Source organism: Enterobacter cloacae complex sp. S3, from assembly GCF_014930495.1.
In the GTDB taxonomy this organism is placed as follows: domain Bacteria; phylum Pseudomonadota; class Gammaproteobacteria; order Enterobacterales; family Enterobacteriaceae; genus Enterobacter; species Enterobacter asburiae_B.
This window is the reverse complement of record NZ_JADBRD010000009.1, coordinates 259818-285573: the sequence shown is the minus strand read 5'-3', so window position 1 is coordinate 285573 and position 25756 is coordinate 259818. Positions and strand designations below refer to the sequence as shown.

Below are 25756 nucleotides of genomic sequence, written 5' to 3'. Positions count from 1 at the left end.
TGGTATTCCTTATACTTAAAAAGTACCCGGCCACTAAGTCCTCGTGAAACTCAGTGGCCAGGAGGTCAAAGACCTACGAAACACCAGGGATATATCCATTCATGATTATCTAATATTTATAGTTTCGGGTACAGAGCGTAAGAAGCACTTAGCCGATAAAATATTAAAAAACGATAATCATAAAATAATTACAATTAAAGTATTGCCCCTTAAGTATTTAAGGGGTAATATTTCCTTTTTCTATTTTTTCTCCTATTATCTCTGTTCTTAATGCTGTGCTACTCTTGCAGAAGCATGCTAAACGGAGAACCAAAATGGCCGACTGGAATCCCTCTCTTTATCTGCAGTACGGCGCGGAAAGAACGCGTCCTGCCGCTGAACTGCTCGCCAGAATTCCTCTGGATGAGGTCTCCACCATCGCTGATTTAGGCTGCGGGCCGGGAAACAGCACCGCGCTGTTGAAGCATCGCTGGCCTTCGGCACGCGTTACCGGGGTCGACAACTCCCCTGCAATGCTCGAGGAAGCAAGAGCCGCATTGCCTGACTGCCATTTTGTTGAGGCCGATATCCGCCAGTACAAGCCTGGCCAACCGCTGAACCTGATTTATGCCAATGCTTCGCTGCAATGGGTTCCTGACCATTACGATCTCCTACCTCATCTCGTTTCTTTACTCACGCTTAACGGCGTATTAGCAATCCAGATGCCTGACAACTGGCTTGAACCTACTCATGTGGCGATGCGCGAAGTGGCGCTGGAACAAGACTACCCTGACCGCGGCCGCGAACCTCTCCCGGGTGTGCATGCCTACTACGATATCTTGTCCGAGGCGGGCTGTGACGTGGATATCTGGCGGACAACCTATTTCCACAAAATGAGCTCACACCAGGCCATAATTGACTGGGTAAGCGCCACCGGCTTGCGCCCGTGGCTCCAGGAACTTAACGAGAGCGAGCAGAAACGTTTCCTGAAACGCTACCATGAACTGCTGGAAGAGCAGTATCCGCTCCAGGAAAATGGGCAGATACTGCTCGCTTTTCCGCGGCTGTTTATCGTGGCGCAACGCCAGCCCTGACGGGTTATGACCGGGCTTCTTTCAGCAGCTGCTGAATGACCTTTTCCTGCTGCGCATAATCTCCTTCGCCAAAGGCGGTATAGCGTAGCTGGCCTTTGGCATCGAAATAGTAATGCGCTGGCCAGTACTGGTTCCCGAAAGCGTTCCAGATTTGATAGTTATTATCCGTCACCACCCGGTACGGCAGCTGCCATTTATTTACCGCGTTTTTCACCGAGGCGAGCGGTTTTTCCCAGGGATATTCCGGCGTGTGAACCCCAATCACGACCAGCCCCTGCGACTGATACTTCGTGGCCCAGTCCCGCACGTGCGGGAGCGTATGCTGGCAGTTAATGCAATCCCAGGTCCAGAAATCAATCAACACCACCTTCCCTCGCAGGGATTCAGACGTGACAGGGTCACCGTTTATCCACCCTGTTCCCCCGCTTAATGAAGGCAGCTGGCTGCTGGGCTCTGTCATCACGACCGGCTGGAGCTTCACCGGCGCGGCTGTGGGTTTCGCCAGCGTCAGGAGTGTTGTCTCCAGACGGTCCGCAACGCCGTTTGCTCCTGTCAGAAGCGAAGTCATTCCCGTCGCGTTGAATACGACAGCCGCCAGCATCGCTACGCCCGCCCCCTGCCGCAGCCTTTCCATCAGCGCCGATTTTGCTCTTAGCGGCGCCATCAGCGTGCGCCCGCCGAAAACGAGCAGGCTTAACATCAGCGCGCATCCGCTGCCATAGGCCGCCAGCAGCGCGCCCGTCGCTATGGCCGAGTGGCCCGCGATATTAATGCTGAAAATGGCGCCCAGTATGGGACCGGCGCAGGGAGACCAGAGCAGCCCCACCGCAAGCCCGGCCAGAAAAGCCGATGCCATACCGCGCGTTTGCCCGCTTCGGGTGTTCAGGACATTTCCCGCGCTGACGGCCGGACCCGCAATACGCTGGGCGAATGACGGAAAAATTAAGGCCAGCGCGGCCGTGGCCAGAATAACGAGAGCGATCCAGCGCCCGACGATGGTTGCCTCTGCGATCCACTCGCTGGCGACGGTGACGGCCATCGCCACCAGGGTGAACATCACGATCATCCCCGCCAGCAGGGCCAGAATATGTCGTCGCTGTCCCTGAAAACCGGCGAAAAGGAGTGGAATAACCGGGAGCGTACATGGACTGAGCAGGCTTATCATCCCGCCCAGAAAAGCGATTACCAGAAACATAGACACCTCACAATACAAGTCCTGCGACGCTGCAGTGAGGCTATTTCATCGTGCGGATGTGTTCAGGATATGTGTAAAAACGCAGGTTTTGTCTGGCTCTGTATCACCCGGGCCGGGAGATACAAAGCCGTACAATTAACGGCGCGGTAGCGTAATGGAGACATCCAGTCCGCCTCCGGCCCGGTTCGTCAGGTTGAGCTTTCCGTCCAGCTGAGCGGTGAGCTGCGCGGCAATCGCCAGTCCGAGTCCTGTTCCGCCGGTATCGCGGTTGCGCGATGTTTCCACCCGGTAAAACGGCTGTAATACCGCCTCAAGCTCGTCATCGGGTATTCCCGGTCCGCCGTCAGTGATATGAATCACCACCTCTTCGGAAGACGAATTATCAATGGCAATAACGGCATACCCACCGAACTTAAGGGCGTTATCCAGCAGGTTGGTCATCACCCGACGAAGCGCCTGCGGACGCGTAACGATCGGCAAGCGGGTATCGTTTGCCTGAAGCTGCACGTTTTTACCGATGTCCTGATAATCGCAGGCGATGCTGTTGACCCAGGCGTTCAGCTCCAGCTTCAGCGGGGTCTCTTCCAGGGATTCTGATGACCGGGCATACGCTATACCCTCGCGAACAAGACGCGTCATGCTATCGAGATCGTTCAGGAGCTTGTCGCGAAGTTCAGGTTCCCCTGCCATCTCAACGCGCAGCTTCATGCGGGTAATCGGCGTCTGAAGATCGTGAGAAATGGACGCCAGGATCTGCGCGCGCTCCCGGAGATAAGACTGAATGCGCGCCTGCATCGCGTTGAAGGCATGCGCTGCACGCTTCACCTCAAGCGGCCCTTTCTCCGTCATCGGCGTGCTGGCCGCCGGATCCAGCGAATCCACCGCGCGGGTAAATTGTGAAAAAGGCCGCACCACCTGCCGCACGGCAATCCAGCCGCACGCAGCCAGCAACAGCAGCTGCAGGATCAGCACTACGGGCAGCCAGCTGGCGACCGGCGGCATGCGTGGGATCAGGTCAATGGTCAGCGGCGCGCCGTCGCGTAACGTCAGATGCGCCTGGATGTGTGAAACGGCACCGGGAACGGCGGTGAAGCTGAGCGGGTACTGTGACGCAAGCGTCGCTTTTAAGGTTCGGATGGCGTCCTGCGAACGCTTATCCGTCGGCGCGTTGCCGGGCTCTCCCGGTCCCAGTATATAGCGGTAGTTGCCCCGTTCAAGCCTCGGCAGCCAGGCCGCGCGTTCGCTGGCCGGTAAGCGGTCTAAAATGGCGACGCTGGTTGCGACGTCGTTTTCCAGATTACCGAGCATCACCGTTCTGGCGCTGTGCATTCGTTCAATCATGACCAGCGTCAGGCTCAGGGCGTTGGCCAGCAGCAGGCCGGACAGCACGACGAGCAGCAAGCGGGCCAGCAGCGAGCGTGGCCAGAGCGTCATTCGTTAGCCTCTTTGATGGTCACCGGCATGGTAAAAACGTAGCCCTCGCTGCGCACGGTCTTGATATAGGCGGGCGTGCGGGCGTCTTCGTTCAGGCGCTGACGAACCCGGCTAACCAGCAGGTCGATAGAACGTTCAAACAGCTCGGCGTCTCGCCCCTGCGTCAGGTTGAGCAGCTGATCGCGGGTCAGCACACGCTGAGGATGGTCAAGGAAAACGCGCAGCAGGCGATACTCCGCCCCGCTGAGCGCGACGATCACCCCTTCCGGATCGATTAAGTGACGGGCAACGGTATCGAGCTGCCATTCACCGAACATCACCAGCCGCCCGGCTTCTGTCACCTGCAAATTGGGCGGCATCGTGCGAAAACGCCGTAAAATCGCTTTGATACGCGCCAGCAGTTCGCGGGCGACAAACGGCTTCACCACGTAGTCATCCGCGCCCATCTCCAGACCCAGGATCCTGTCCGTCTCCTCGTTGCGGGCCGTCAGCATCAGGATGGGCAGATCTTTATATTTCCCGACGCGTAGCTCTCGACATAACGTAAGCCCGTCGTCGCCGGGCATCATGACATCCAGCACAACCAGGTCGATATGCTGTTTATCCAGCACGACGCGCATCTCTTTGCCGTTGGCCGCGCCCGTCGCGCGATAGCCAGACTTAACGAGATAATCGACAATCAGTTCACGAATATCCCTGTCGTCATCGACGACAAGGATATGATCAATATGCTCCACCGAAATCTCCAGACCGAAGGGTAACGTACTGAAAATAGCACATTTCAGAGCTTGTCCGCGTCAACGACGGCCTTGACGAAATCCTGCGGATCTTCCTGAGGCGGATTGTGCCCCACGGTTGCCCCGAAGGTGCGGTGCTCATATTTACCGGTAAATTTACCCGCGTAGGCCTGCGGTGCTGGATGCGGCGCACCGTTGTTCCCACCTTCGATGGTGATCGTTGGAACGGTGATATTCGGCAGCGTAGCGAGTTTTTGCTCGTAGCTATCGTATTTGCGCTCGCCTTTTTCCAGCCCTAAACGCCAGCGATAGTTGCTGAGCGTCACCGCGACGTGATCCGGGTTATCGAGGGATTTGGCGCTGGCGTTGAAGACAGCATCGCTAAATTTCCAGTCAGGCGAGGCCTGAGACCAGATCAAACGGGCGAAGTCATGCGTGTTTTTGGCATAGCCTTCAGCACCGCGCGCGGTAGCGAAATAGAACTGATACCACCACTGCTGTTCCGCTTTTGGCGGCAGCGGCTGTTTGCCAATCTGCTGGCTGCTGATGAGATACCCGCTCACCGACACCAGTGACTTAACGCGCTCTGGCCACAGCGCCGCAACGATATCCGCCGTACGAGCGCCCCAGTCATATCCTGCAAATACCGCCTGCTTAATATTCAGGGCATCCATCAGGTTCACAATATCTTTCGCCATGGCTGAAGGCTGGCCGTTGCGCGGCGTTTTGGGTGACAGGAAGCGCGTGGTGCCGTAGCCGCGCAGAGAAGGCACAATCACCCGATAGCCTTTTGCCGCCAGCGCGGGGGCGACGTCGGCGTAGCTGTGAATATCGTAAGGCCAGCCGTGCAGTAAAATAACCGGCTGGCCGTTTTTCGGGCCGATGTCGACATAACCGACATTCAGATCGCCGGCGTTAATTTGCTGTGGATGATCAAAGGCTGCCGCGAAATTTGTGCCGGTGACTTCAGCCTGACAGGACATCACGGTGCCAAGAGAAACGGTCAGTGCGAGAGTTGAGTACGCGAGTTTGCTAAACATGTTGGTATCTCCGGTTGAGTACAGTTCACGGGGATATAACAACACGGCAATGTATAGCGGATATGTGCGAAAGCGGGTTTATTGCAAGCCTGTGTATGTACCAGCGATGCAGATACAGTGTGATACAAACCCAGGCCTTGTCGCCTTAAAGGGTGATGCGATAGCGGACGTAATCGTCGGCTTGACCGTATTTGTCATAAAGTTTTCGCGCCGGGTTATTCTCCCGGGTGACCCAGTACAGTTTTGACCACCCTTCGCGCTTGCCTTCCTCAATCAGAGCATCAATGAGCGCCTTACCGGCTCCCGCCCCGCGTTCGTCGGCATCAACAAACAGATCTTCCAGGTAGCAAACGGGGGCCGTTGACCAGGTTCCTTCGTGCAGAATGCACATCGCGAAACCGATGACCTTTTCATCCGTTTCTACCACGCGGCAAAACATCGAGGAATGCGCTGAGAGCGCCCTTTCCCATGTCGATGCGGTGACGGATTCCTCGAGGTAACAGTCATAAAAATGGGTATAGCCATCCCACAGCGGTCGCCATTGGGAATAATCGTCTTCACGTAGAGGTCTTACCGTGACAGCCATGTGTTCCTCACATTACAAGTCGATCGCCATTTCAAAACAGCGTAAATCAGCCCCTGCCATACGCGAGTGATGATAGTTTTCGCGCAGCGTGACAAACCCCAGCTTCTGATAAAACGACTGGGCATTAGGGGTTGCATCCAGCCTCAGGCGGGTTATCCCCCGGCTACGGGCTTCATTTTTGAGCGCCTCGATAATTCGGGTCGCCATGCCTTTACCGAAGGCCGCGGGCAAGGTGAATATCGCCTCCAGACAGTGGGTATCCAGATCCAGATAGCCGGTCGCCGCAACGTCGCCCGTTTCATCTTCCACCACGTAAAAAGGGTATTCAATGACCATCTGCCGATAGTGTTCGGGCATGAGATCCGGCGTCCAGCGCGCAATGACGTCGGCGTCGTAACTGGTTTTACAGCCGTGACGAATCGCCTGATTGCGAATATTCCAGAGTATTTCGGCTTCCTGTGGCTTAGCTTTTCGTAAAGTCATAACCCCTCTTTAACGGCTTTTTAGTCGCATTTCCCGTGCCAGTCTGGCAAGACGCTGAGTACGACAATAGAGCGTAAACAGCACAAAGCCGCTGCTGTTCATCACCACCCGACAAAATAACAGTGCGAAGGATGCGATGACCAGCGGCCAAAGGCCTCCGTCATGCGAAAGCAGGATATGTAAAACCTGAACGAGGGTCGTTATCAGCAGAATGATGAACAACGCCCTAAACCCCAACAATCCCGACGTCTTCCCACGAGCCAGGAGTACGCTTATCACAATGAGCGCGCCTGTCATCGTCAATGATGGTACGAAAAAGCTCAATGCATGATGTAAAGGTGATAACCCCTGCAACGCGCTGAGAAAAGGCAGAAGGTTTAACGCAAACGCCACTAAAAACAGAGGTAACAGCACCGCTACCGGATAAGGATTTTGACGCGGAAGCTCGCTGAGAGGACGCGAAAAATACCGTTCCAGCTCTGGCGTGGAATAATTCAAGAGACGGGTATCACGCTGACCAATAGCCTCCTCTATCTCTTTACCATGCTGCAGGAGATCCTGGAAAACCCGTCCGGTTAAAAAACTCAAAAACTTCATCAGAATACCGCCAGTGACTGAATGGTACCGATAATGTATTTACCGGTCTGTGGTAAATTACTGGGCGCTGCAATAACGCCACTCACAGCACTCCCGGCCAATGCTGCGGCACTTGTAACCACTTGCCCAAGTTGTCGAGTGAGCTCTACCTGAACAGGCCCGGTTGGAAATCGTTTCGGATAAAGACCAGCGCGTATAAGTGCCTTAATTTCCTTGTTGCTTATACCGGGGTTTTGCGCGCGAATTATCAATTCGGTCAAACGAGCGCGATCCTGACGAGGATAACTTTTTAACCACTCAGTGGCTTTCAAGGAAGATATAGATTTCATTGCACGCCAGGTGGTAACTGCTTCTTTTAGCGCCCCTCCTGCACTTGCTAACGAAATTACATCCAGTGAAGTTGAGGTGGCGACGTACCATTCTTGCGTATCGAGCCAGGCAACATTACCGCCACCGTTTTCAACCAAATCATAGATACGATAAAGGCCGTTAACGCATTGCAACCCGGTCGCAAGGGTTCCTGCGTAGCCAATCGCTACCAAAACACCACTTCCTCCTGCAGTAAGGGGGGTTGCCGCCGTGCCGGCAAGCATCACACCTCCAGTGATGATCATCGCCCCACATGATAGTACCGTCGATGCAAGTTCAGTTCCCATAGATGTAGATGCCACAGCATCAGTCAAGGATTTACCTACGCTAGAGGCGGATGGTTGTGAGTTCGCTTTAGTTACAATTACGTGAGTTACGATACCACTTTGACCATTGGGATGACGCTGACCAGAGCGAACCAGATAGCGTTGAGCACCATCAGAATAAATGATCCCGGCCTGAGCGAATTCGCGATTACAGTCCATTGCGGAACCCAGTGCTTTGAAATCGAAATCTGCAGCTCCAAAGCCTGCTATGCGCGCATAATCATATCCCGGTAGATTTTTCTCAGGATTCATTCCAGGCAAAACCATACATTACTCCTTATGTGGATGGGTAAGTTAACCCAACTAATCTGACGGTAATCGAGCGCTATGCAGAGCAAAATTTTGGTAGTAAATAAGTTTCAACGCAACTAAATAGAATGTGGTAGAAGTGAAAATACCAGAACACAAACAAAAGAATAACGCTTAAATATGGAGATCCGCGGATGACGATACCGACGCTCACGACAGAACGCTTATTGCTAAAACCGCTGGTTGCCGAAGATGCGGCCCAGATACAAAAGCGTTATCCGCGCTGGGAGATCGTCCGCTATATGGTCTCTTCCGTGCCCTGGCCCTACCCGGATAACGGCGCGGAAAACTATGTCAACAACGTGGCGCTGCCGGATATGGCAAAAGGGATCGCCTGGTTCTGGAGCATCCGTCGTCGCGAGGTGCCGGATGAGTTGATGGGTATTATCTGTTTGTATGACGTCGAAGATAACAACCGTGGATTCTGGTTGGCCCCGGAGTTTCAGGGCCAGGGATACATGCGCGAGGCCAGCATTGCCGCGACGGATTACTGGTTCAATACGCTAAACAAACCCGTATTACGCGCCCCGAAAGCCACCGCCAACAGCCGCTCCCGGCGTATTTCAGACAGTAGCGGCATGCGGCTTATCAGGACGGAAAAGAAAGCCTACGTCAGCGGCATGCTGGATTCCGAACTGTGGGAGATCACCCGCGACGAGTGGAACGCCCGTCAGGTCAGCTGATAATACTTATCCGGCATCAGCCTTTCAGGAATGTTCTCTTCATCGTTCATCTGCAGCAGATCGCGTTCCATCATGTTGCAGATGGCGTCCAGCGGCAGATCGTTATCTTCTGTGCCGAACGGGTCTTCCAGCTCTTCCGCCAGGGTGTCCAGCGAGATAAAGGTGTAGGAGATCAGCGCCGAGACAAACGGCGTCATGTAGTGCAGATCTACAACCAGCGCGAACGGCAGCATGATGCAGAACAGATAGACCGTGCGGTGCAAAATCAGCGTATAGGCAAACGGCACCGGCGTAGTCGCAATGCGCTCGCAGCCGGAGAGGACGATGGACATATCGTTCAGACGGTTGTTCAGGCTGTGGAACAGGATGTCTGAAAGCTGCCCGTTACGCCGCCGCACGGCCAGCCACTCCCCCATAATCAGTAAAATGCGGTTCGCCGGCGAGTTGGCGCTCATCACGTGACGTAAATCGTCCGGAGCAAGATAGCGAGAGAGCTGTTCGGCGTTCAGGTCCCGGCGGAGGGTCATGCGCAGGCAGTTGGCAAAAGCTATCTGCAGGCGGACAAATTCCCCCAGGTGCTTATCGTCAGGCAAGGTGTTTTTCACCTCGCGAAACAGCGAGCGTGCCGCTATCATCAACTGCCCCCAAAGCAGGCGAGCCTCAACGTAGCGCGAATAACAGGCGTTGTTTCTGAAACCGAGAAAGATAGCGATCGCCACGCCGAGAATGCTAAATGGCGCCACGGTAAATTTGATGCCCAGCGAGGTATACCACGGCAGCATCAGGATAACGGCGATTGAAAGCAGGAAGTTCAGCAGCAGTCGGGTGTAAATTTTGGGAAGTACCGAGCCGTGCCAGACAAAAATCAGTTGTAGCCAGTGCTGTTTAGGACGAACAATCATAGTGAGTTTCAGGAAGGAAAAGAGCGTGGCTATTAAACGTGATCTCCCTCACGGTTGCAAGCATGTTAACGGGACATTGAATTTTATGACCTGCTTAGCGATAACCGCACGGTGCTGCATGCGGTTTTAAAAAAAGAGCATATAGTATGTTGTGACTAAAATAAGGTGTAATTAAACCCGGCCGAAGCCGGGTAACGTCATTAGCAAAGGGGGTTCACCGCTGCGCGCATTCCCTTCAGGAGAATGGCGTCAAGATCCAGGGTCACCTGGTCGACAAGCCCGGTGATCTGCGTGAGATCCTGTTCCCAGTGCTCGCTCACGCTCAGTACGGACTGCACCAGCTCACGGGTGCTCAACTGCTGGTCGCGATGCTGTGCCCACAGCTGCTGATAACGTTCCAGCCAGAATGCATCATCCTGCACCGGATAGTTCTCCCCGTTACGTTCCCCGCGATAAAACGCTATCAGTGCAGCCAGCGCGAACGTCAGACGTGCAGGCAATTGTCCGCTTGCGTTCTGCCCTGCCAGCAGCTGCGGCAGGATGCGGGTGCGGTATTTGGTCATACCGTTAAGCGCGATGGAAAGCAGCTGGTGTCTGATGTAAGGGTTGCGAAAACGCCCTGTTACCGCGCTGGCAAAAGATTCCAGCTCGTCACGCGGCAGATCGAGAACCGGAATGATCTCCTGATAAATCGCTTTTTCGACAAACGCGCAGATCTCGGCATCATTCATCGCCTCGCCTACCGTCTCTAACCCAGCCTGGAATGCCACCGGCACCAGCGCCGTATGCGCGCCGTTCAGGATAGCGACTTTGCGCTCTTTGTAGGGCCTGATGTCGTCGACAATCAGCACATTCAACGGGTATTTATCCAGACGAAGTTCCTGCGCAAGAGATGCCGGCCCCTGGATAACAAACAGATAGAAATGTTCAGCCGTATCCAGGAAACCATCGTGATAACCCAGCTCAGCCTCCAGCGTGGCCGCTTCGTCGCGCGGGTAACCGGTCACGATACGGTCAACCAGCGTCGAGCAGAAGCTGTTTGCCTCGTTAAGCCACTGGGTAAAGGCGGCAGGCAGCGCCCACTCCCGGGCATAGCGCAGGACAAGTTCACGCAGCGCATCACCATTGTAGTCAATTAGCTCGCACGGAATGATGATCCAGCCTTTATCCGCTGCACCGTTGAAGTGGCTATAACGCTCAAACAGCAGTCGCGTCAGCTTCGCCGGGTAGCTCACCGCAGGGGCATCGGCGAATCGGTCACCCGCGTTGTAGCTGATACCCGCTTCGGTGGTGTTCGAGAAAACAAAGCGCATGTCCGGATTGTGCGCCAGTTTCAGGAACGCATCATACTGGCCGTAGACGTCGATCTCCCGGTTAACCGAGCGGATAAGACGGCTCTCACTCACCGCTTTACCCTGCCCGTTCAGGCCGCGAATGATCGTGGTATAGAGACCATCCTGAGTGTTCAGCGACGGCGGGAAGTCGCTCTGAATAGGACGGACGATAACCACACCGGCGTTAAGATCGGTATGTTCATTTAGCAGGTCAATTTGCCAGTCGACAAACGCACGCAGGAAGTTGCCTTCGCCAAACTGAATAATGCGTTCCGGGTATTGAGCTCCGGGAAAATCACGACGGTTGAGCGTGTTCACAAGAGGGTTCCTTTTATGATTAGTCATACAACCTGATAAGATTGGTACGATAACTTATCAAAACTTAACGACCAGAAACCCTGTTTTGATCAATCCACGGCGTAGTTGTACAAAATAATCATAAGAACTTATAGAACACGGACGTGGCCGTCATGGCGCCGTCCGGCATCAGGGCATAGCGCGGGATCTCCCCCACCTTTTGCCAGCCGGCACGCTGGTAGAACGTCTCGGCGCCGCTGCCGGTGGAGGTATCGAGCACCAGAACCGAAATATCTCTGGCCCGGGCCTCCGCTTCAAGCGCTTCCATCAAGGCCATCGCGGCACCTTTGCGGCGCGCTTTCTCGTGAACCAGCAGCTTCGCCACATCGGCGCGATGTGGCTGGTTTTCCGGCTGGTCGACGATCAGCTGCACCGTACCGATGACGCCGTCCTGCGGGTCGACACAGGCCAGCACCAGACGCTCGTTGCGCCCTACGCTTTCAGCGATGCCGCGCCAGAACGAACGAGCCTTATCCAGACTAAAGGGAAGCATAAAGCTGACGGATGCCCCGCCGTTCACACAGTTTTCGAGGATCCCGGCCAGCGCATCAAGATGGGTGAGAATGTCGTCTCGGGTGAGGTTTTTGATTTGCAGTGAGGTATTCATTGTTTTTCCTTACGTTGAATACCGTCACTGTGCATTTAACATCTTCTTAACGCAAACGGATCGGACATACGCTTTTGTTATGTTACCGGGAGCGCTGTCGCTGCTCTTTCATGGCATACATCTTTTCATCGGCCTCTTTTAACCACTGCTGCAGGTTGTTGCCGTTATGATCGAATTCACTGAGCCCCCACGAGAAATGGAGAGACCAGGGATGTAGCTTGCGGGCGTTATAGTTTTCTACCTGCTCGGCAAGATACTGCATGGCAATCCATGCGCCCTGCTCATCCGTATCCGCGAACAGCACGGCGAACTCGTCCCCGCCAAAACGCACCAGCAGATCCGCTTCGCGGAAAGAGGCGCGCATCAGCTGCGCCATCGCTTTCAGCGCCTTATCCCCCTCTTCATGCCCGAAGCGATCGTTAATTTCCTTAAAGCGATCCAAATCCAGCCAGCCGAGCGTGAGCGGCTCAGCGCGACGCCGGGCAACGGAAAGCGTGAACCGCACGAGCTGATTAAAGCCCCGACGGTTGAATAACCCGGTTAATTCATCCGTGGTCGCCGCGCTGATGGCAGCAAATTCGTCTTCCGCCAGCGCGCCAAGGTCCCCCAGCACGGCGAGGTCGGCGGCAGAAAACTCGCGGGGAGCGTAATCAATCAGGCACAGCGAGCCAACGCTTGCGCCGTCGCGCAGGCGCAGCGGGAAGCCCGCGTAAAACCGCACGCGAGGCTCACCGGCCACCAGCGGGTTATCCGCAAAGCGATCGTCCTGAAGCATATCCCCCACCACCAGCGGCGCTTCGGTGAGGATCGTATGCCCGCAAAATGAGATATTGCGCGGAACGCTGCCCGGCGCCTGACCGTCGGCCGACTTCACGATCAGCGAATGCTCATCAATGAGATTGACCATCGCCAGCGGCACCTGGAAGAAGCGTTTTGCCAGACGCGTTAAGCGGTCAAACGCCGGGGAACTGTCGATCTCAAGCAGACCTGATTCTCGTAGCGAGTTGAGTCTGTCTGTTTCATTTTCAGGGGTTGCAGGTGCTTTCATAATGTCTCCTGACGTAAAGCGTTACTAAAAGCGTAGCTTAAACAGAGACATTGTCAGTGTTCTGACATCCTGTTAAGCCGCTTACTATTCACGTCAATGCCTTATGACGATTAACGCAGCTATGTTTCACTCCCGGAGGGCGCGGCAATCTGCTCGTCCGCCACCCGGGCGCTGGTACGGTTTCGACCCGCTTTTTTGGAACGATAGAGATGATCGTCCGCTTCGGCCATGAGCTTGTTGAAGACCTCGGTCAACTGCCAGGACTCAGCCTTTCCGCTGCCGAGGCCAATGCTGACCGTCAGATAGAGCGTCTGGTGACGCCATGTAAAAGGATGGCCGGCAACGGTGGATCGGATACGTTCAGCCAGTTCAAAACCGTGCTGCGCGTCGCCTGAATTGACCACCACGGCGAACTCCTCTCCGCCCATGCGCGCCACCATGCCGTCTTCGCCGACGACCTGCTGAACCTGTCGGGCAAACGACGCCAGCACGCGGTCTCCGCACTCGTGGCCGTAGTTATCATTAATGCTTTTGAAATAATCAATATCCAGCAGCATGACGGTCAGAAAACGCGTGTGCCGGTACGTCTCTTCATGCTTTAACGCCTCATAAAGCCCGGAACGCGAGTAGACGTGCGTTAAAAAGTCATAATCCGCCCTCAGTGAAACCTGGCGGATCAGGGAATTAATCGCCGCCATGCTGACGGATACCATCACCGGGCAGATCGCCATCGTGGCGATCCCCAGCCGGGCTGAAAACATCATTGGCGTCGTAAACGGCGTCGCCACGGCGATATTAATAATCGAGTTGGCGACCAGAATGATTTCAGTGGCACCCGTGATAAACGTCAGCAGACAGGTGGCGGGCAGCGAGTAGCGAACCGCACACCAGATAAGCGCAGGCAGAGGAAACGAGAGGCTCCCCGCTCCGCCAATCACCACCGACGCGATCACCGAGACGATCAGCGCAATTACCGGCAGCAGCTGCTCCAGACGGAGCCTGAGTTTACGCCCGGGCATACGCAACGTGAGCATACAGGGCACAACAAGCACGCCGGTTGAGAACTGCTCGCTAAACCAGTCGGCAAATAGCGGCCAGAAGGTATGACTGTCAATCCCGACCGACCCTACCGCGCCGAGCAAGGCGCAAAGCAGCGCGGCAATCAGACAGTAGTTAAACAGGCGTAGCGCGTTAAGCGGATCGGGGGGTTTCTTCATCAGCCGCTTGTCGCGCTGAACCAGCACGGCGACGACGACGATAAAGATCATGTTTGACAGGTTGATCAACACGGAGGCCATACCCCAGTTGGTCGTAACCGCGTCGTACAACAGCATCGCGACATAACATACCGCGTAATAATGCAGGCAATTCAGGTAAACATAGCGGGCGAATATCCCTGCCATGACGCCATTCAGCGGCCAGAACAGCGACAGGGCCTCAACGAGCCGTAATTCCGCGCCCACAAAATAGAATAAGGTGGTGAGGATGAAGATCGTCGCTGCATTTCGCAGCGGCGTATCAACCTGGAACGGCCTGAAAGCGGTAAGAGCAGAACGCATTAAATATCATTCCATATGAAAGCTTATGGCAATTATTGCGGTCGTCAGCATGATCGGGACTAACTTGGGATGCATCTATAACACAAATACCACGGGAGCATAACTCGTCAAATTTAGGCGTTCATCTGCAGCACCAGCCAGTGGTGGATGACGCTGACGATATAATTTTGTTGCGGCGCCGTGAGCGTTACGCCCTGCGGAATATTATGCCATTTTGCCAGACAGCCCCGACAACAGGTAGCGGTGGCATGCTGGGCGATAAACACCGGGTGACCGCGCATGGGCGTCTGCTTACCGTCGTTTGCGGGGTGCGCGGGCACAAGGCGCTTTTCGACAAAATCCGCGGCGTGCCGATCAATGGTTTCGGGGCCTTTGTCCCAGCAGTACTGTCGTTCCTTATCGCCTAAGCGAAAGCGCGAACGAAATGTCGATCGCGCCAGGCGGGAAAAGAGAGGATCCAGATCGGACATCAGTATACGGAACGTCCCAGGCGCTGGGTCAGTTTCTCCAGAACCGCCACGCCGGCAAGGGAATTTCCCGTTTCATCCAGTTCCGGGCTCCAGACGGCTATCGCCATTTCATGCGGCACAATCGCCACGACCCCGCCGCCAACGCCCGATTTAGCCGGAAGCCCAACGCGCCAGGCAAACTCGCCGGCGTTTTGATACATCCCGCTGGTGGCCATCAGCGCGTTAACCTGCCGGGCCTGAAGCGGAGAAACCACCTCCTGATCGAGATGCGGCGCGTGCCCCTGGTGCGCAAGGAACAGGAACGTCTGGGCCAGCTCAACGCAGCTCATTTTCAGGGCGCAGTAATGGAAGTAGTTTTGCAGCACGGTCGCCACGTCGTTGTGGAAATTACCGAAGGATTTCATCAGCCACGCGATAGCCGCGTTACGGGCGGAGTGTTCAAACTCCGAGCGTGCCACCACCGCATCATAGGCAATATCGTCAACGCCCGAGAGCTGGCGAACAATCTCCAGCATTCGCTGGCGCGGTGCGCTGAGGCGACTTTGCAGCATATCGCAGACCACCAGCGCCCCGGCATTGATAAAGGGATTTCGCGGTTTACCCTGTTCAATCTCGAGCTGAAGCAGCGAGTTAAAAGGCTGGCCGGAAGGATCTTTACCGACACGCTGCCAGATCTCTTCTTCTTCATACTGGCGCATCGCCGCAACCAGACTCAGCACTTTCGAAATGGACTGAATGGAAAAACGCTCAGCCGCATCGCCTGCCTGGTATCGCTGTCCGTCAATGGTACAGATAGCAATCCCCAGCTTATTCCCGCTCACCGAGGCAAGGGCCGGAATATAGTCGGCAACCTTCCCCTTTCCAATTAACGGACGAACCTGCGCCAGAATCTCGTCCAACATCTCATTATGGATGACCGCAGCCACACTTTGCTCCTTGCCCTCAGGCTAAAACGGGCTGCGAGTATAACAGAGGCTTATGTATTGCGTCAGGCGCTAAGACGAAAACGCGAAACGGCCTGCAATAAAAGATCGGATTGCTTTTGCAGCCGCTCAGAGGCATCCGAGGCGTCAGAGACCAGCAGGTCCGTCTGCCGGGAGACCTGATTCAGCGCCTGAAGCTGGCGCGTCATCTGGTGAATACTGTCTCCCTGGCTGAGCGTGGCGGTTGAGATCTCATTAAGCAAACTGCTCAAATTGCCCACCAGACCGGTGACCTGCTGCAGATTTTCTTCCATCAGGTTAACGGCGCGGGAACCGTCTTCAATGCCCTGCAGCGAGCGGTTGATCAGCTCCTGAATGGTCTGCGTCGAGTGGCTGCTTTTTCTGGCCAAAAGCCCGACTTCCCGGGCGACGACGGCAAAGCCGCGCCCCTGGTTTCCGGCATGGGCCGCCTCGATGGCGGCATTCAGCGCCAGGATGTTGGTCTGAAACGCCACGCTGTCGATCATCGCCACGATCCCGCGCATCTCAGAAGATCGGTCGACGATCGCCTGCATGGACGCATTCACGGTAGACATCATCCGGTCGCCGCCCACGGCGGCCTGACGCGCTTCATCGGCCCGCGAGCTGGCGAGCCTGGCATAGCCGGTATTCCCTTCCACATGGCTTTCCAGCGCCGCGATATGCGCCGTCACATCCTCAAGCTCTTTCGCCTGGCGCGCTGACTGCTGATACAGCTTCTGGTTACCCTGCGCAAGGGAGTCAATGTTCTCCACCATCGTCGCGGTGGCATGGCTGACCTGCGTCACCAGCTGCTGCAGACCGTGCTGCATCGTCGCAATACTGTCGCTAAGCTGACCTATCTCCCGGTTGAAGCGCATGACGTTCGGCGGCGTGCCGGAGAGATCCCCTGCCGCCAGCCGGTTAATATGCGCAATCAACCGACGCAGCGGCGTAATCACCCATCTGGACATGCCGAACCAGACGACAACCGCGATGGCGAGCAGCAGCACCGGCGCAAACAGGAACAACGTTTGCAGGCCGGAGAGCTGCGCCATTAAGCTCTGACGCCCCTGCATGGCCTGCTTCTCGCTTGCCTGCTGATAGCGCGCATAGTTGTCGTTAAAATCAGACTGAAACGCCTGAGCCGGTACGGCAAAAAACGCGTCGATGGTGTTGGTCTTAATCAGACCTTCAGCCTGCTCGTTGATCGCCCCGTAGAAAAGCTGATAGCTGTTCACCAGGGCATCGTCTTTCGGCGGATTCAGCGCCAGCCAGGCCTTCCACGCCTGCTGAGAAACCGCCAGCGCCTTTTGCGCATCATCCATCAGGCTGTGCCAGCTCCCGTCGGAGCCGGTCTCTTTATCCTGCATAAACCAGACGCCGGAGCGGTTAAGCAGGTCGCTTGCCGCCAGCAGGGAAACGCGGGCCAGATCCAGCTTGCTCTGCTGCTGCCAGGCCAGAAGGTTTTGCTGCTCGTTGCGCTGGGCGTCGTTCAGGGAGGCGTTAAGCAGGAATGAGGAGGAGAGCTGCAGCGCGGAGAAAAGGCCAATAATGCAAAAGATACCCGTCAGCAGGCCAAAGTGACGAGGGGTGAGACGCTGCGCAATACGGCGAAAAATTTGCGTTAGGTTCATAATTATCTTCATTAACAATGCGTTAGACGCGAGCGAGTCTACGAAATGAAAATGACAGAACCATTGCAGATAAATGACAACGGCCCTCGTGATGAGGGCCGTAATCACAGGCGGGAGATAAATTACACCCGATCCTTCCACACCGTCTGCACGTTGCAGAACTCGTGCAAACCAAAGTGGGAAAGCTCCCGGCCAAAGCCGCTTTTCTTCACGCCGCCGAAGGCCACGCGCGCGTCGCTGGCGCTAAAGCCGTTGATAAACACCCCGCCGCACTCCAGTTCGCGGGAGAATTTATCCGCAAGCGCTGCGTCAGCGGTAAAGACGGTGGCGGACAGGCCAAAGTCGCTGTCGTTGGCAAGCGTCAGGGCGTGCTCCGCGTCTTTTGCTACCGTAACGGCCGCGACCGGACCAAACAGTTCCTGGCGGAACGCCGTCATCGAAGGGGTGACGTTGGTCAGCACGGTTGGCGCGTAGTAATTGCCCTCTCCGCTGATTTTCTCTCCGCCCAGCAGCAGCGTTGCCCCTTCGGCCAGGGTGGCCTGCACCTGCTGATGCAGCTCATCGCGCAGGTCAAAACGCGCCATCGGGCCAATAAAGTTCTCTTCCCGATCCGGTGCGCCCAGCTTCAGCGCAGAAACGGCCTCGACAAAACGCCGGGTAAAGGTCTCTGCGATACCCTCCTCGACGATAAAACGTTTGGCCGCCGCGCACACCTGTCCGGTATTCTGGTAGCGACCCGCCACCGCCGCCTTCACGGCTAGATCCAGATCGGCATCGTTAAGGACGATAAACGGGTCGGAGCCACCCAGCTCAAGAACGCATTTTTTCAGCGCGGCTCCTGCCTGCGCGCCAATGGCCGCACCGGCACGCACGCTGCCGGTGACGGTCACCGCCGCAATACGGCGATCGTTAATCGCCTGGCTTACGCCGTCATTGGTGGCGTTCACCCAGCCGAATACGCCTTCAGGGAAACCGGCATCCGCAAAGATCTGCCCAATAAGATCCGCAGAACCTAGCACGTTTGGCGCATGTTTCAGCAGATAGCTGTTACCTGCCAGCAGGATCGGCACCGCGCCGCGCAGCACCTGCCAGAGCGGGAAATTCCAGGGCATTACCGCGAGAATCGGGCCCAGAGGACGGTATTCAATAACCGCGTTGTGGTTTTCCACCAGCGTAGGCTCCGCACGCAGCATCGCCGGGCCGTGCCCGGCATACCAGTCGCACAGAGCTGCGGATTTTGCCACTTCCGCCCGCGCCTGCAGGATGGGTTTCCCCATTTCACGGGAGATCGTCTGCGCCATCTCTTCCGCGCGGTTTCGCAGCGCGGCGCCGAGATCCAGGAGCTTCTGCGCCCGTTGGGACACGCTTTCGCGTCGCCACTGGCGATACCCCGCGTCAGACTGAGCAATCGCGCGGTCAACCTCTTCCGGTGTCGCCCAGGGATACGCAGCGAGGGTTTCTCCCGTTGCCGGGTTAACGGACAGGGCATGTGTAGCAGATGAATATTTCATGATGTTCTCCACGCATTTCGGTTGATTCATTGTGGCTCACTCTGCTATTTCTTAAAAATGAATAATACTAACCACCTTATTCACGAAACGAGAATGCCATGGACTTAACCCAGCTTGAAATGTTTAACGCCGTCGCGCTGACGGGCAGCATCACCCAGGCGGCGCAGAAGGTGCATCGCGTGCCGTCTAACCTGACGACCCGCATCCGCCAGCTGGAAGCCGATCTTGGCGTCGAGCTGTTTATTCGTGAGAACCAGCGTTTGCGCTTATCCCCCGCCGGACATAACTTCCTGCGCTACAGCAGGCAGATCCTCGCCCTGGTGGATGAGGCGCGCATGGTCGTCGCGGGTGATGAGCCGCAGGGGCTATTTGCCCTCGGCGCGCTGGAAAGCACCGCCGCGGTGCGCATTCCCGAAACGCTGGCGCAGTTTAACCAGCGCTATCCGCGCATCCAGTTTGCCCTTTCTACCGGGCCATCCGGGACGATGATTGATGGCGTACTGGAGGGAACCCTCAGCGCCGCCTTTGTCGACGGGCCGCTGTCGCACCCGGAGCTGGAGGGCATGCCGGTCTACCGGGAAGAGATGATGCTGGTCACGCCTGCCGGGCACGCGGAGGTCGCCCGCGCCACGCAGGTCAGCGGCAGCGACGTTTACGCCTTTCGCGCGAACTGCTCGTACCGTCGACATCTGGAAAGCTGGTTTCATGCGGACAGAGCCACCCCCGGCCGCATTCATGAGATGGAGTCCTATCACGGCATGCTTGCCTGCGTCATTGCGGGCGCGGGCATCGCGCTGATGCCGCGCTCGATGCTGGAGAGTATGCCGGGACATCATCAGGTTGAAGCCTGGCCGCTGGCGGAAAACTGGCGCTGGCTTACAACCTGGCTGGTGTGGCGGCGCGGAGCGATGACCCGCCAGCTGGAAGCCTTTATAGCGCTGCTAAACGAACGTCTTCAACCAGCGCCTTCTCCATAAACAGGCTGAGCGGATCGTCAGCGTACGGGGCAAACGCCGGACGCAAATCGTACCCGCACTGCTCGTACAGGCGAACCGCGGCGCGCTGTTTGATGCCCGTCTCCAGCCTTACCGTGTGGCAATGGCGGCTCAGGGCCTCATCTTCCAGGGCGGCCAGCAGCGTCTCGCCGAGATGCTGCCCGCGATGGGCCGGATCGATATAGACCCGCTTCATCTCCCCCGTTCCGTCGCCGTTGAGCACGATGGCTCCGCAGCCTACGGCGTGCAGCTGCTGGTCACGAATGACCATCAGGATCAGCGAGGCTTCAGGCAGCGCAGCGAGGTCGAGCAGATGGTTGCTTTCGGCGGGATAGAGTTCGCTCTGGTAGCGGTCAAGCGCCGCGATCAGCGTGAGAATGTCCGGATGACGTGCAGATTCAGAGGTAATGGAATACATGGCAGGCTCCTTGCTGTTTTTATATCAACATAGCTCAGGCCTGCCGGGGTGGTTCATAGTATTAACTTATAGCGCGTCACTCAGCTAGCGCAGGAAGATTCGCCCTTTCAGGTACAGCGTAGCCTGGCCGCCAATCAGCACGCGGTCGCCCTTCAGCTCGCAGCGCAGATCCCCGCCACGGTATGACACCTGGCGGGCATTGAGTGACATTTTGCCCAGCTTTTCGCTCCAGTAAGGGATCAGCATGCTGTGGGCGGATCCGGTGACCGGATCTTCCGGCACCCCTTCGCCAGGGCAGAAGAAGCGGCTGACGAAGTCATATTCTTCTCCCGGCGCCGTCACGCAGACCATTTTATCCAGCGGAAGCATGGCCCCAATATCCGGCGTTAACGCTTCCACCTGCTGCTGGCTCTCCAGCACCACCATGTAATCGCGTCCGACGCGCACCTCTTTCGCCTCCGTGATGCCCAGCGCGCTAAACAGCACCTCAGGTGGGTTTTCGACGACTTCCGTCGTCCACGCGGGGAAGTTCAGCGTCAGCCAGTCGCCGCTGCGCTTGACGGTCAGCTCGCCCACGAAGCGCGTGGTGAAGGTGATTTCGGTATGCGGATAATCAAGGTATTCGAAAATGACGTGCGATGCGGCAAGCGTAGCGTGACCGCACAGGTTAATTTCATCCAGCGTGGTGAACCAGCGCAGCTCAAACCCGCCGTCGGTGCGCACGAAAAAGGCGGTCTCAGACTGGTTATGCTGTTGCGCCATTTTGAGCAGCGTTTCGTCCGGCAGCCACTCTTCCAGAGGACATACCGCTGCGGCGTTGCCGCCAAAGGTTTTATCGCTGAAGGCATCCACCAGATAAAAATCAATTTCCTGCATTGTCTCTTCCTCTCTTGTTATGGGTTTTTAGCGCAGAAAAACTGTGCCTTTCAGATAAAGCGTGGCCTGCCCGCTCATCAGCACGCGCGAACCTTTCAGCTCACAGCGCACATCGCCGCCGCGCGCTGAAACCTGACGGGCAAACATCGTGGTTTTGCCCAGCTTTTCGCTCCAGTATGGGATCAACATGGTGTGCGCGGAGCCGGTGACCGGGTCTTCCGGGACGGAAACGCCCGGTGAGAAAAAGCGGCTGACAAAATCATATTCCCCCTCACCGCGCGCCGTAACGCTCACCTTATGCTCGCCCGGCGTCATCGCCGAGAAGCGTGGCGCAAGCGCTTCAACCTGCTGGCGATTTTCCAGAACGATCAGCCATGCGCGCCCTTTACGGGCTTCAACGTAGCGGTTAATACCCAGCGCCGAGAGCATCTCCGGCGGGGGTGTCTCTTCATGGGTTGGACATGCCGGGAAGTCCAGCGTCATCCACTCCCCCTCCCGGCTGACGGTGAGGCGGCCAGAGGCGGTTTCAAAGTGGATCCGCGAATCCGGGTAATCCAGCTCGGTAAACAGCACGTGCGCGGCCGCAAGCGTAGCGTGGCCGCAGAGATTGACTTCGGTGAGCGTGGTAAACCAGCGTAGCTCAATGCCCCCTTTACTGCAGACGAAAAAAGCCGTTTCCGACTGATTATGCTGCTGCGCCATTTTCAGCAAGGTCTCATCGGGTAACCATTCCTTGAGCGGGCAAACGGCGGCCGGATTGCCGCCAAACGAGGTGTCGCTGAACGCATCTACCAGATAAAAATCAATCTCCTGCATTGTCTTACCGCCTGTTTTTATTGTGTTGTTCTTTTATATTCAATGAAAACGGCGTTCCCGGCTACCGCTTTCATAAGGTAAATATTGAGATCTGCGTCACATAATGGTTGAGTTTTCGCCGTTCGACGTTTTAAGATCGTCTCCTCTTCTTTTCAGCAACGAATCTCCGACATCCCTATGACAACGAACACAGTTTCCCGCAGGGTTGCGTGGCTACGCGTGGTCACGCTGGCCATCGCCGCGTTTATTTTTAACACCACAGAATTTGTTCCGGTTGGGCTGTTGTCTGACATCGCTGAAAGTTTCCAGATGGAAACGGCGCAGGTGGGCATTATGTTGACCATCTACGCCTGGGTTGTGGCGCTGATGTCCTTGCCGTTTATGCTGCTGACCAGCCAGATGGAGCGGCGCAGGCTGCTGATCGGCCTGTTTGTGCTGTTCATCGCCAGCCATGTTCTGTCGTTTATGGCGTGGAATTTTACGGTGCTGGTCATTAGCCGAATCGGCATTGCCTTTGCCCATGCGGTGTTCTGGTCGATCACCGCGTCGCTGGCTATTCGACTCGCGCCAGCGGGTAAACGCGCCCAGGCGCTGAGCCTGATTGCCACCGGTACCGCACTGGCGATGGTGCTGGGTCTGCCGATTGGCCGCATCGTAGGGCAATACTTCGGCTGGCGTACGACGTTCTTCGCCATTGGTATGGGCGCGCTGGTTACGCTGGTATGCCTGATTAAGCTGCTCCCCGCGCTGCCGAGCGAGCATTCCGGCTCGCTGAAAAGCCTGCCGCTGCTGATGCGTCGCCCGGCGCTGCTGGGTATCTACCTGCTTACCGTCATTGTGGTGACGGCCCATTACACGGCGTACAGCTACATTGAACCCTTTGTGCAGGTGGTGGCGGGCTTTAGCGCCAACTTTGCCACCGTCCTGCTGTTGATCCTCGGCGGAGCGGGCATTATTGGCAGCGTGCTGTTCGGTAAGCTGGGTAACCGGCATGCGTCAACGCTGGTGAGCTGCGCTATCGGTCTGCTGCTGGCCTGCCTGCTGCTGCTGATGCCTGCCGCAGGCAGTGAAAGCCATCTGGCGATCCTCAGCCTGTTCTGGGGCGTGGCGATCATGATTATTGGTCTGGGCATGCAGGTGAAGGTCCTGGCCCTGGCGCCGGATGCAACGGACGTCGCCATGTCGCTGTTCTCAGGGATTTTCAATCTGGGGATTGGCGCGGGCGCGCTGGTGGGAAATCAGGTAATACTGCACGTATCGATGTCGGCGATTGGCTATCTGGGCGCCATTCCGGCCCTGGTGGCGCTGGTCTGGTCAGTGCTCATCTTCCGTAAATGGCCGGTGGCGCTGGAGGAACAGGGTCAGCACGGGTAAGCCTTCTTGCCGGGTGGCGGCTTCGCCTTACCCGGCAATCACATCAATGATAGGTCTTAATAATTTCCAGCACGCCGTTAATAATAAACTGCACGCCCATACAGACCAGCAGGAAGCCCATCAGACGGGAAATCGCCTCGATACCGCCCTTGCCTACCCAGCGCATAATGGCCCCAGAACTGCGCAGCGACGCCCACACGATAACCCCGATAATCGCAAAAATCAGCGGTGGCGCAACCGTCAGCACCCAGTCCGGGAAGGTTGCGCTGTCACGCACCGTTGATGCGGAGCTGATGATCATCGCGATGGTACCCGGCCCCGCCGTGCTCGGCATGGCAATCGGCACAAAGGCGATATTCGCACTCGGCTCGGTTTCCAGCTCTTCCGATTTACTGGTCGCTTCCGGCGACTCATGCGCTTTTTGCGCCGGGAACAGCATGCGGAAACCGATAAAGGCCACAATCAGCCCCCCGGCGATACGCAGGCCGGGGATGGAAATCCCGAAGGTGTTCATCACCACCTGTCCGGCATAGTAAGCCACCATCATGATGGCAAACACATACACCGAGGCCATCATCGACTGATGGTTGCGCTCGGCGCTGTTCATATTCCCTGCCAGACCGAGGAACAGCGCCACCGTCGTTAACGGGTTAGCCAACGGCAGCAAGACCACCAGCCCAAGGCTGATTGCTTTTATTAAATCCAACATAGTGCGTTGTTGTCCTTATCCATATTTAACACAGCAATTATAGGGTGAAAGTGTGACATTGAGCCATGGGTGCAACGCAACGATTATTTCCGTCCTGGAAAGATAACTGACAGTTATCTATATGATTTGAAAGACCTCAAAAAAAGTTCATGAAACGTTTTAGCAATTCGTGGCATCGGCTGACTCATTCAGTTGACTTATACTTGCCTGAGCAATAATATCTGCCGTGACTAACTACTTGCCAGGGCAACCATTGTGAAAAGCACCAGTGATATCTTTAACGACGTTGTTCCGCTGGGTCGTCTTATTCATATGGTAAATCAGAAAAAAGATCGCCTGCTCAACGACTATCTGTCACCGCTGGATATCACCGCAACACAGTTCAAAGTGCTGTGTTCCATTCGCTGCGAAGTGTGTATTACACCGGTTGAGCTTAAAAAGGTGCTCTCTGTCGATCTGGGCGCGTTAACCCGCATGCTGGATCGTCTCGTCTGCAAAGGATGGATAGAACGAAGCCCTAACCCGAATGACAAACGCGGCGTACTGGTGAAGCTGACCAGCGATGGCGCGGCCATGTGCGAGCAATGTCATCAATTAGTAGGACAAACACTGCATCAGGAACTAACAAAAAACTTAACGGCAGATGAAGTGGCAACCCTTGAGCTTCTGCTCAAAAAAATACTGCCGTAAACAGAAAAAGAGGTATGACGATGTCCAGACGCAATACTGACGCTATCACCATTCATAGCATTTTGGACTGGATCGAAGATAACCTGGAATCGCCGCTCTCCCTTGAAAAAGTGTCAGAGCGTTCAGGTTACTCCAAATGGCACCTGCAACGGATGTTCAAAAAAGAGACCGGTCATTCATTAGGCCAATACATTCGCAGCCGCAAGCTGACGGAAATTGCCCAGAAACTGAAAGAAAGCAATGAGCCGATCCTTTATCTGGCGGAGCGTTACGGATTTGAATCGCAACAAACCCTGACGCGTACGTTCAAGAACTATTTTGACGTGCCGCCTCATAAGTACCGAATCACCAGCGTGCCGGGCGAATCCCGATACCTGTATCCGTTAAAACACTGTAGTTAATCATCGCCTGTAAAGACGTAACCGAGGAAATCATGAAAGTTACCGCCTCCGCCGCCCTCGCCTTGCTGGTGCTGTTCTCCAGCCAGACCTTCGCGGAGCAAACCCCTCGTGCAACGCAGCAAAATAATCCTGATACGATGATTTTGCCGTCAGCACATGACCAGTCGCCTTATGATTTTAACCATATGGGTGCTGGTAGCGACAAATCCGACGAATTAGGCGTGCCTTATTATAATCAGCACGGCCTCTGATTCGTTTTTGCCCCGCAGACGCGGGGCT

28 protein-coding genes are annotated in these 25756 nt (G+C 56.0%); 7 read left to right on the top strand and 21 right to left on the bottom strand.

What is annotated here, in order from left to right; all coding sequences use genetic code 11:
- The first annotated feature begins 314 nt into the window (after positions 1-314).
- Positions 315-1073 carry a trans-aconitate 2-methyltransferase gene (tam, locus tag IM317_RS05230; protein ID WP_033145556.1) on the top strand — a complete coding sequence of 253 codons (759 nt, stop codon included), beginning with the start codon at positions 315-317 and terminating at the stop codon, positions 1071-1073.
- A 4-nt stretch (positions 1074-1077) separates the two neighbouring features.
- Here tam and IM317_RS05225 read toward each other — a convergent pair whose 3' ends face one another.
- The 8 genes from IM317_RS05225 to IM317_RS05190 form a co-directional block, all read right to left on the bottom strand.
- Positions 1078-2268: a cytochrome c biogenesis protein/redoxin gene (locus tag IM317_RS05225; protein ID WP_033145555.1), complete on the bottom strand. Its 1191-nt coding sequence runs from the start codon at positions 2266-2268 to the stop codon at positions 1078-1080.
- A 135-nt stretch (positions 2269-2403) separates the two neighbouring features.
- Positions 2404-3702 (bottom strand): ATP-binding protein, encoded by a 1299-nt coding sequence (locus tag IM317_RS05220; RefSeq protein ID WP_033145554.1) that lies wholly within the window; start codon positions 3700-3702, stop codon positions 2404-2406.
- Entirely contained in the window at positions 3699-4439 is a 741-nt protein-coding gene (locus tag IM317_RS05215) for a response regulator (protein WP_033145553.1), read from the bottom strand. Before IM317_RS05215 ends, IM317_RS05220 begins: the two co-directional genes overlap by 4 nt.
- A gap of 44 nt (positions 4440-4483) precedes the next feature.
- Entirely contained in the window at positions 4484-5479 is a 996-nt protein-coding gene (locus IM317_RS05210) for an alpha/beta fold hydrolase (RefSeq protein ID WP_033145552.1), read from the bottom strand.
- Positions 5480-5624: 145 nt separating this feature from the next.
- Positions 5625-6065 (bottom strand): GNAT family N-acetyltransferase, encoded by a 441-nt coding sequence (locus IM317_RS05205; protein ID WP_033145551.1) that lies wholly within the window; start codon positions 6063-6065, stop codon positions 5625-5627.
- Between the two features lie 12 nt (positions 6066-6077).
- Positions 6078-6548 (bottom strand): GNAT family N-acetyltransferase, encoded by a 471-nt coding sequence (locus IM317_RS05200; RefSeq protein ID WP_033145550.1) that lies wholly within the window; start codon positions 6546-6548, stop codon positions 6078-6080.
- Positions 6549-6557: 9 nt separating this feature from the next.
- Positions 6558-7145: a hypothetical protein gene (locus IM317_RS05195; RefSeq protein WP_033145549.1), complete on the bottom strand. Its 588-nt coding sequence runs from the start codon at positions 7143-7145 to the stop codon at positions 6558-6560.
- Positions 7145-8107 carry a hypothetical protein gene (locus IM317_RS05190; protein WP_033145548.1) on the bottom strand — a complete coding sequence of 321 codons (963 nt, stop codon included), beginning with the start codon at positions 8105-8107 and terminating at the stop codon, positions 7145-7147. Before IM317_RS05190 ends, IM317_RS05195 begins: the two co-directional genes overlap by 1 nt.
- Before the next feature lie 176 nt (positions 8108-8283).
- Between IM317_RS05190 and IM317_RS05185 the strand changes: the two genes are divergently transcribed.
- Positions 8284-8832 (top strand): GNAT family N-acetyltransferase, encoded by a 549-nt coding sequence (locus tag IM317_RS05185; RefSeq protein ID WP_033145547.1) that lies wholly within the window; start codon positions 8284-8286, stop codon positions 8830-8832.
- On the opposite strand, the gene IM317_RS05180 is transcribed toward IM317_RS05185, so the two are convergent.
- The 9 genes from IM317_RS05180 to sad all read right to left on the bottom strand — a co-directional run bounded on the left by IM317_RS05180 (position 8820) and on the right by sad (position 19198).
- Positions 8820-9734, bottom strand: coding sequence for a bestrophin family protein (locus IM317_RS05180; protein ID WP_033145546.1), 915 nt, complete (start codon positions 9732-9734; stop codon positions 8820-8822). The two genes, IM317_RS05185 and IM317_RS05180, sit on opposite strands and share 13 nt — an antisense overlap.
- A 200-nt stretch (positions 9735-9934) precedes the next feature.
- Positions 9935-11386 carry a tagaturonate reductase gene (locus tag IM317_RS05175; protein WP_033145545.1) on the bottom strand — a complete coding sequence of 484 codons (1452 nt, stop codon included), beginning with the start codon at positions 11384-11386 and terminating at the stop codon, positions 9935-9937.
- A gap of 118 nt (positions 11387-11504) precedes the next feature.
- Entirely contained in the window at positions 11505-12032 is a 528-nt protein-coding gene (locus tag IM317_RS05170) for a GNAT family N-acetyltransferase (RefSeq protein WP_033145544.1), read from the bottom strand.
- 82 nt (positions 12033-12114) lie between these two features.
- On the bottom strand, positions 12115-13080 hold the full coding sequence (locus IM317_RS05165) for a sensor domain-containing diguanylate cyclase (protein ID WP_033145543.1): 966 nt from the start codon (positions 13078-13080) through the stop codon (positions 12115-12117).
- Between the two features lie 119 nt (positions 13081-13199).
- Complete coding sequence (locus tag IM317_RS05160; protein ID WP_033145542.1) at positions 13200-14639, bottom strand: GGDEF domain-containing protein; 1440 nt, start codon at positions 14637-14639, stop codon at positions 13200-13202.
- A 113-nt stretch (positions 14640-14752) separates the two neighbouring features.
- Positions 14753-15109 (bottom strand): DUF4186 domain-containing protein, encoded by a 357-nt coding sequence (locus IM317_RS05155; RefSeq protein ID WP_033145541.1) that lies wholly within the window; start codon positions 15107-15109, stop codon positions 14753-14755.
- Complete coding sequence (glsB, locus tag IM317_RS05150; RefSeq protein WP_033145540.1) at positions 15109-16035, bottom strand: glutaminase B; 927 nt, start codon at positions 16033-16035, stop codon at positions 15109-15111. The genes IM317_RS05155 and glsB overlap by 1 nt, the downstream gene beginning before the upstream one ends.
- A gap of 62 nt (positions 16036-16097) precedes the next feature.
- The gene (locus IM317_RS05145) at positions 16098-17687 is read right to left on the bottom strand and encodes a methyl-accepting chemotaxis protein (protein ID WP_033145539.1); all 1590 of its coding nucleotides are present in this window, start codon (positions 17685-17687) and stop codon (positions 16098-16100) included.
- Between the two features lie 122 nt (positions 17688-17809).
- Entirely contained in the window at positions 17810-19198 is a 1389-nt protein-coding gene (gene sad, locus IM317_RS05140) for a succinate-semialdehyde dehydrogenase (protein WP_033145538.1), read from the bottom strand.
- Positions 19199-19296: 98 nt separating this feature from the next.
- On the opposite strand from sad, the gene IM317_RS05135 reads away from it, so the two are divergent.
- The gene (locus IM317_RS05135; protein WP_033145537.1) at positions 19297-20175 is read left to right on the top strand and encodes a LysR family transcriptional regulator; all 879 of its coding nucleotides are present in this window, start codon (positions 19297-19299) and stop codon (positions 20173-20175) included.
- On the opposite strand, the gene IM317_RS05130 is transcribed toward IM317_RS05135, so the two are convergent.
- From IM317_RS05130 to IM317_RS05120, 3 genes are all read right to left on the bottom strand, one after another.
- Entirely contained in the window at positions 20129-20611 is a 483-nt protein-coding gene (locus IM317_RS05130) for a GNAT family N-acetyltransferase (RefSeq protein WP_033145536.1), read from the bottom strand. The genes IM317_RS05135 and IM317_RS05130 overlap by 47 nt on opposite strands.
- An 84-nt stretch (positions 20612-20695) precedes the next feature.
- Positions 20696-21487 (bottom strand): PhzF family phenazine biosynthesis protein, encoded by a 792-nt coding sequence (locus IM317_RS05125; protein ID WP_033145535.1) that lies wholly within the window; start codon positions 21485-21487, stop codon positions 20696-20698.
- 27 nt (positions 21488-21514) lie between these two features.
- A complete protein-coding gene (locus tag IM317_RS05120; RefSeq protein ID WP_033145534.1) occupies positions 21515-22303 on the bottom strand; it encodes a PhzF family phenazine biosynthesis protein in 789 nt (262 codons plus the stop codon).
- Between the two features lie 177 nt (positions 22304-22480).
- On the opposite strand from IM317_RS05120, the gene IM317_RS05115 reads away from it, so the two are divergent.
- Positions 22481-23677 (top strand): sugar transporter, encoded by a 1197-nt coding sequence (locus IM317_RS05115; RefSeq protein WP_033145533.1) that lies wholly within the window; start codon positions 22481-22483, stop codon positions 23675-23677.
- A 43-nt stretch (positions 23678-23720) separates the two neighbouring features.
- On the opposite strand, the gene IM317_RS05110 is transcribed toward IM317_RS05115, so the two are convergent.
- Positions 23721-24386 carry a MarC family NAAT transporter gene (locus tag IM317_RS05110; protein ID WP_023335699.1) on the bottom strand — a complete coding sequence of 222 codons (666 nt, stop codon included), beginning with the start codon at positions 24384-24386 and terminating at the stop codon, positions 23721-23723.
- A 255-nt stretch (positions 24387-24641) separates the two neighbouring features.
- On the opposite strand from IM317_RS05110, the gene marR reads away from it, so the two are divergent.
- From marR to marB, 3 genes are read left to right on the top strand one after another with little or no spacing between them, the layout of a single operon-like run.
- Positions 24642-25076: a multiple antibiotic resistance transcriptional regulator MarR gene (gene marR / locus IM317_RS05105; RefSeq protein ID WP_008502236.1), complete on the top strand. Its 435-nt coding sequence runs from the start codon at positions 24642-24644 to the stop codon at positions 25074-25076.
- 20 nt (positions 25077-25096) lie between these two features.
- Positions 25097-25477, top strand: a complete 381-nt coding sequence (gene marA, locus IM317_RS05100) for an MDR efflux pump AcrAB transcriptional activator MarA (protein WP_008502237.1) — start codon at positions 25097-25099, stop codon at positions 25475-25477.
- 32 nt (positions 25478-25509) lie between these two features.
- Positions 25510-25728, top strand: coding sequence for a multiple antibiotic resistance protein MarB (gene marB / locus IM317_RS05095; RefSeq protein ID WP_029741246.1), 219 nt, complete (start codon positions 25510-25512; stop codon positions 25726-25728).
- Positions 25729-25756: the final 28 nt, after the last annotated feature.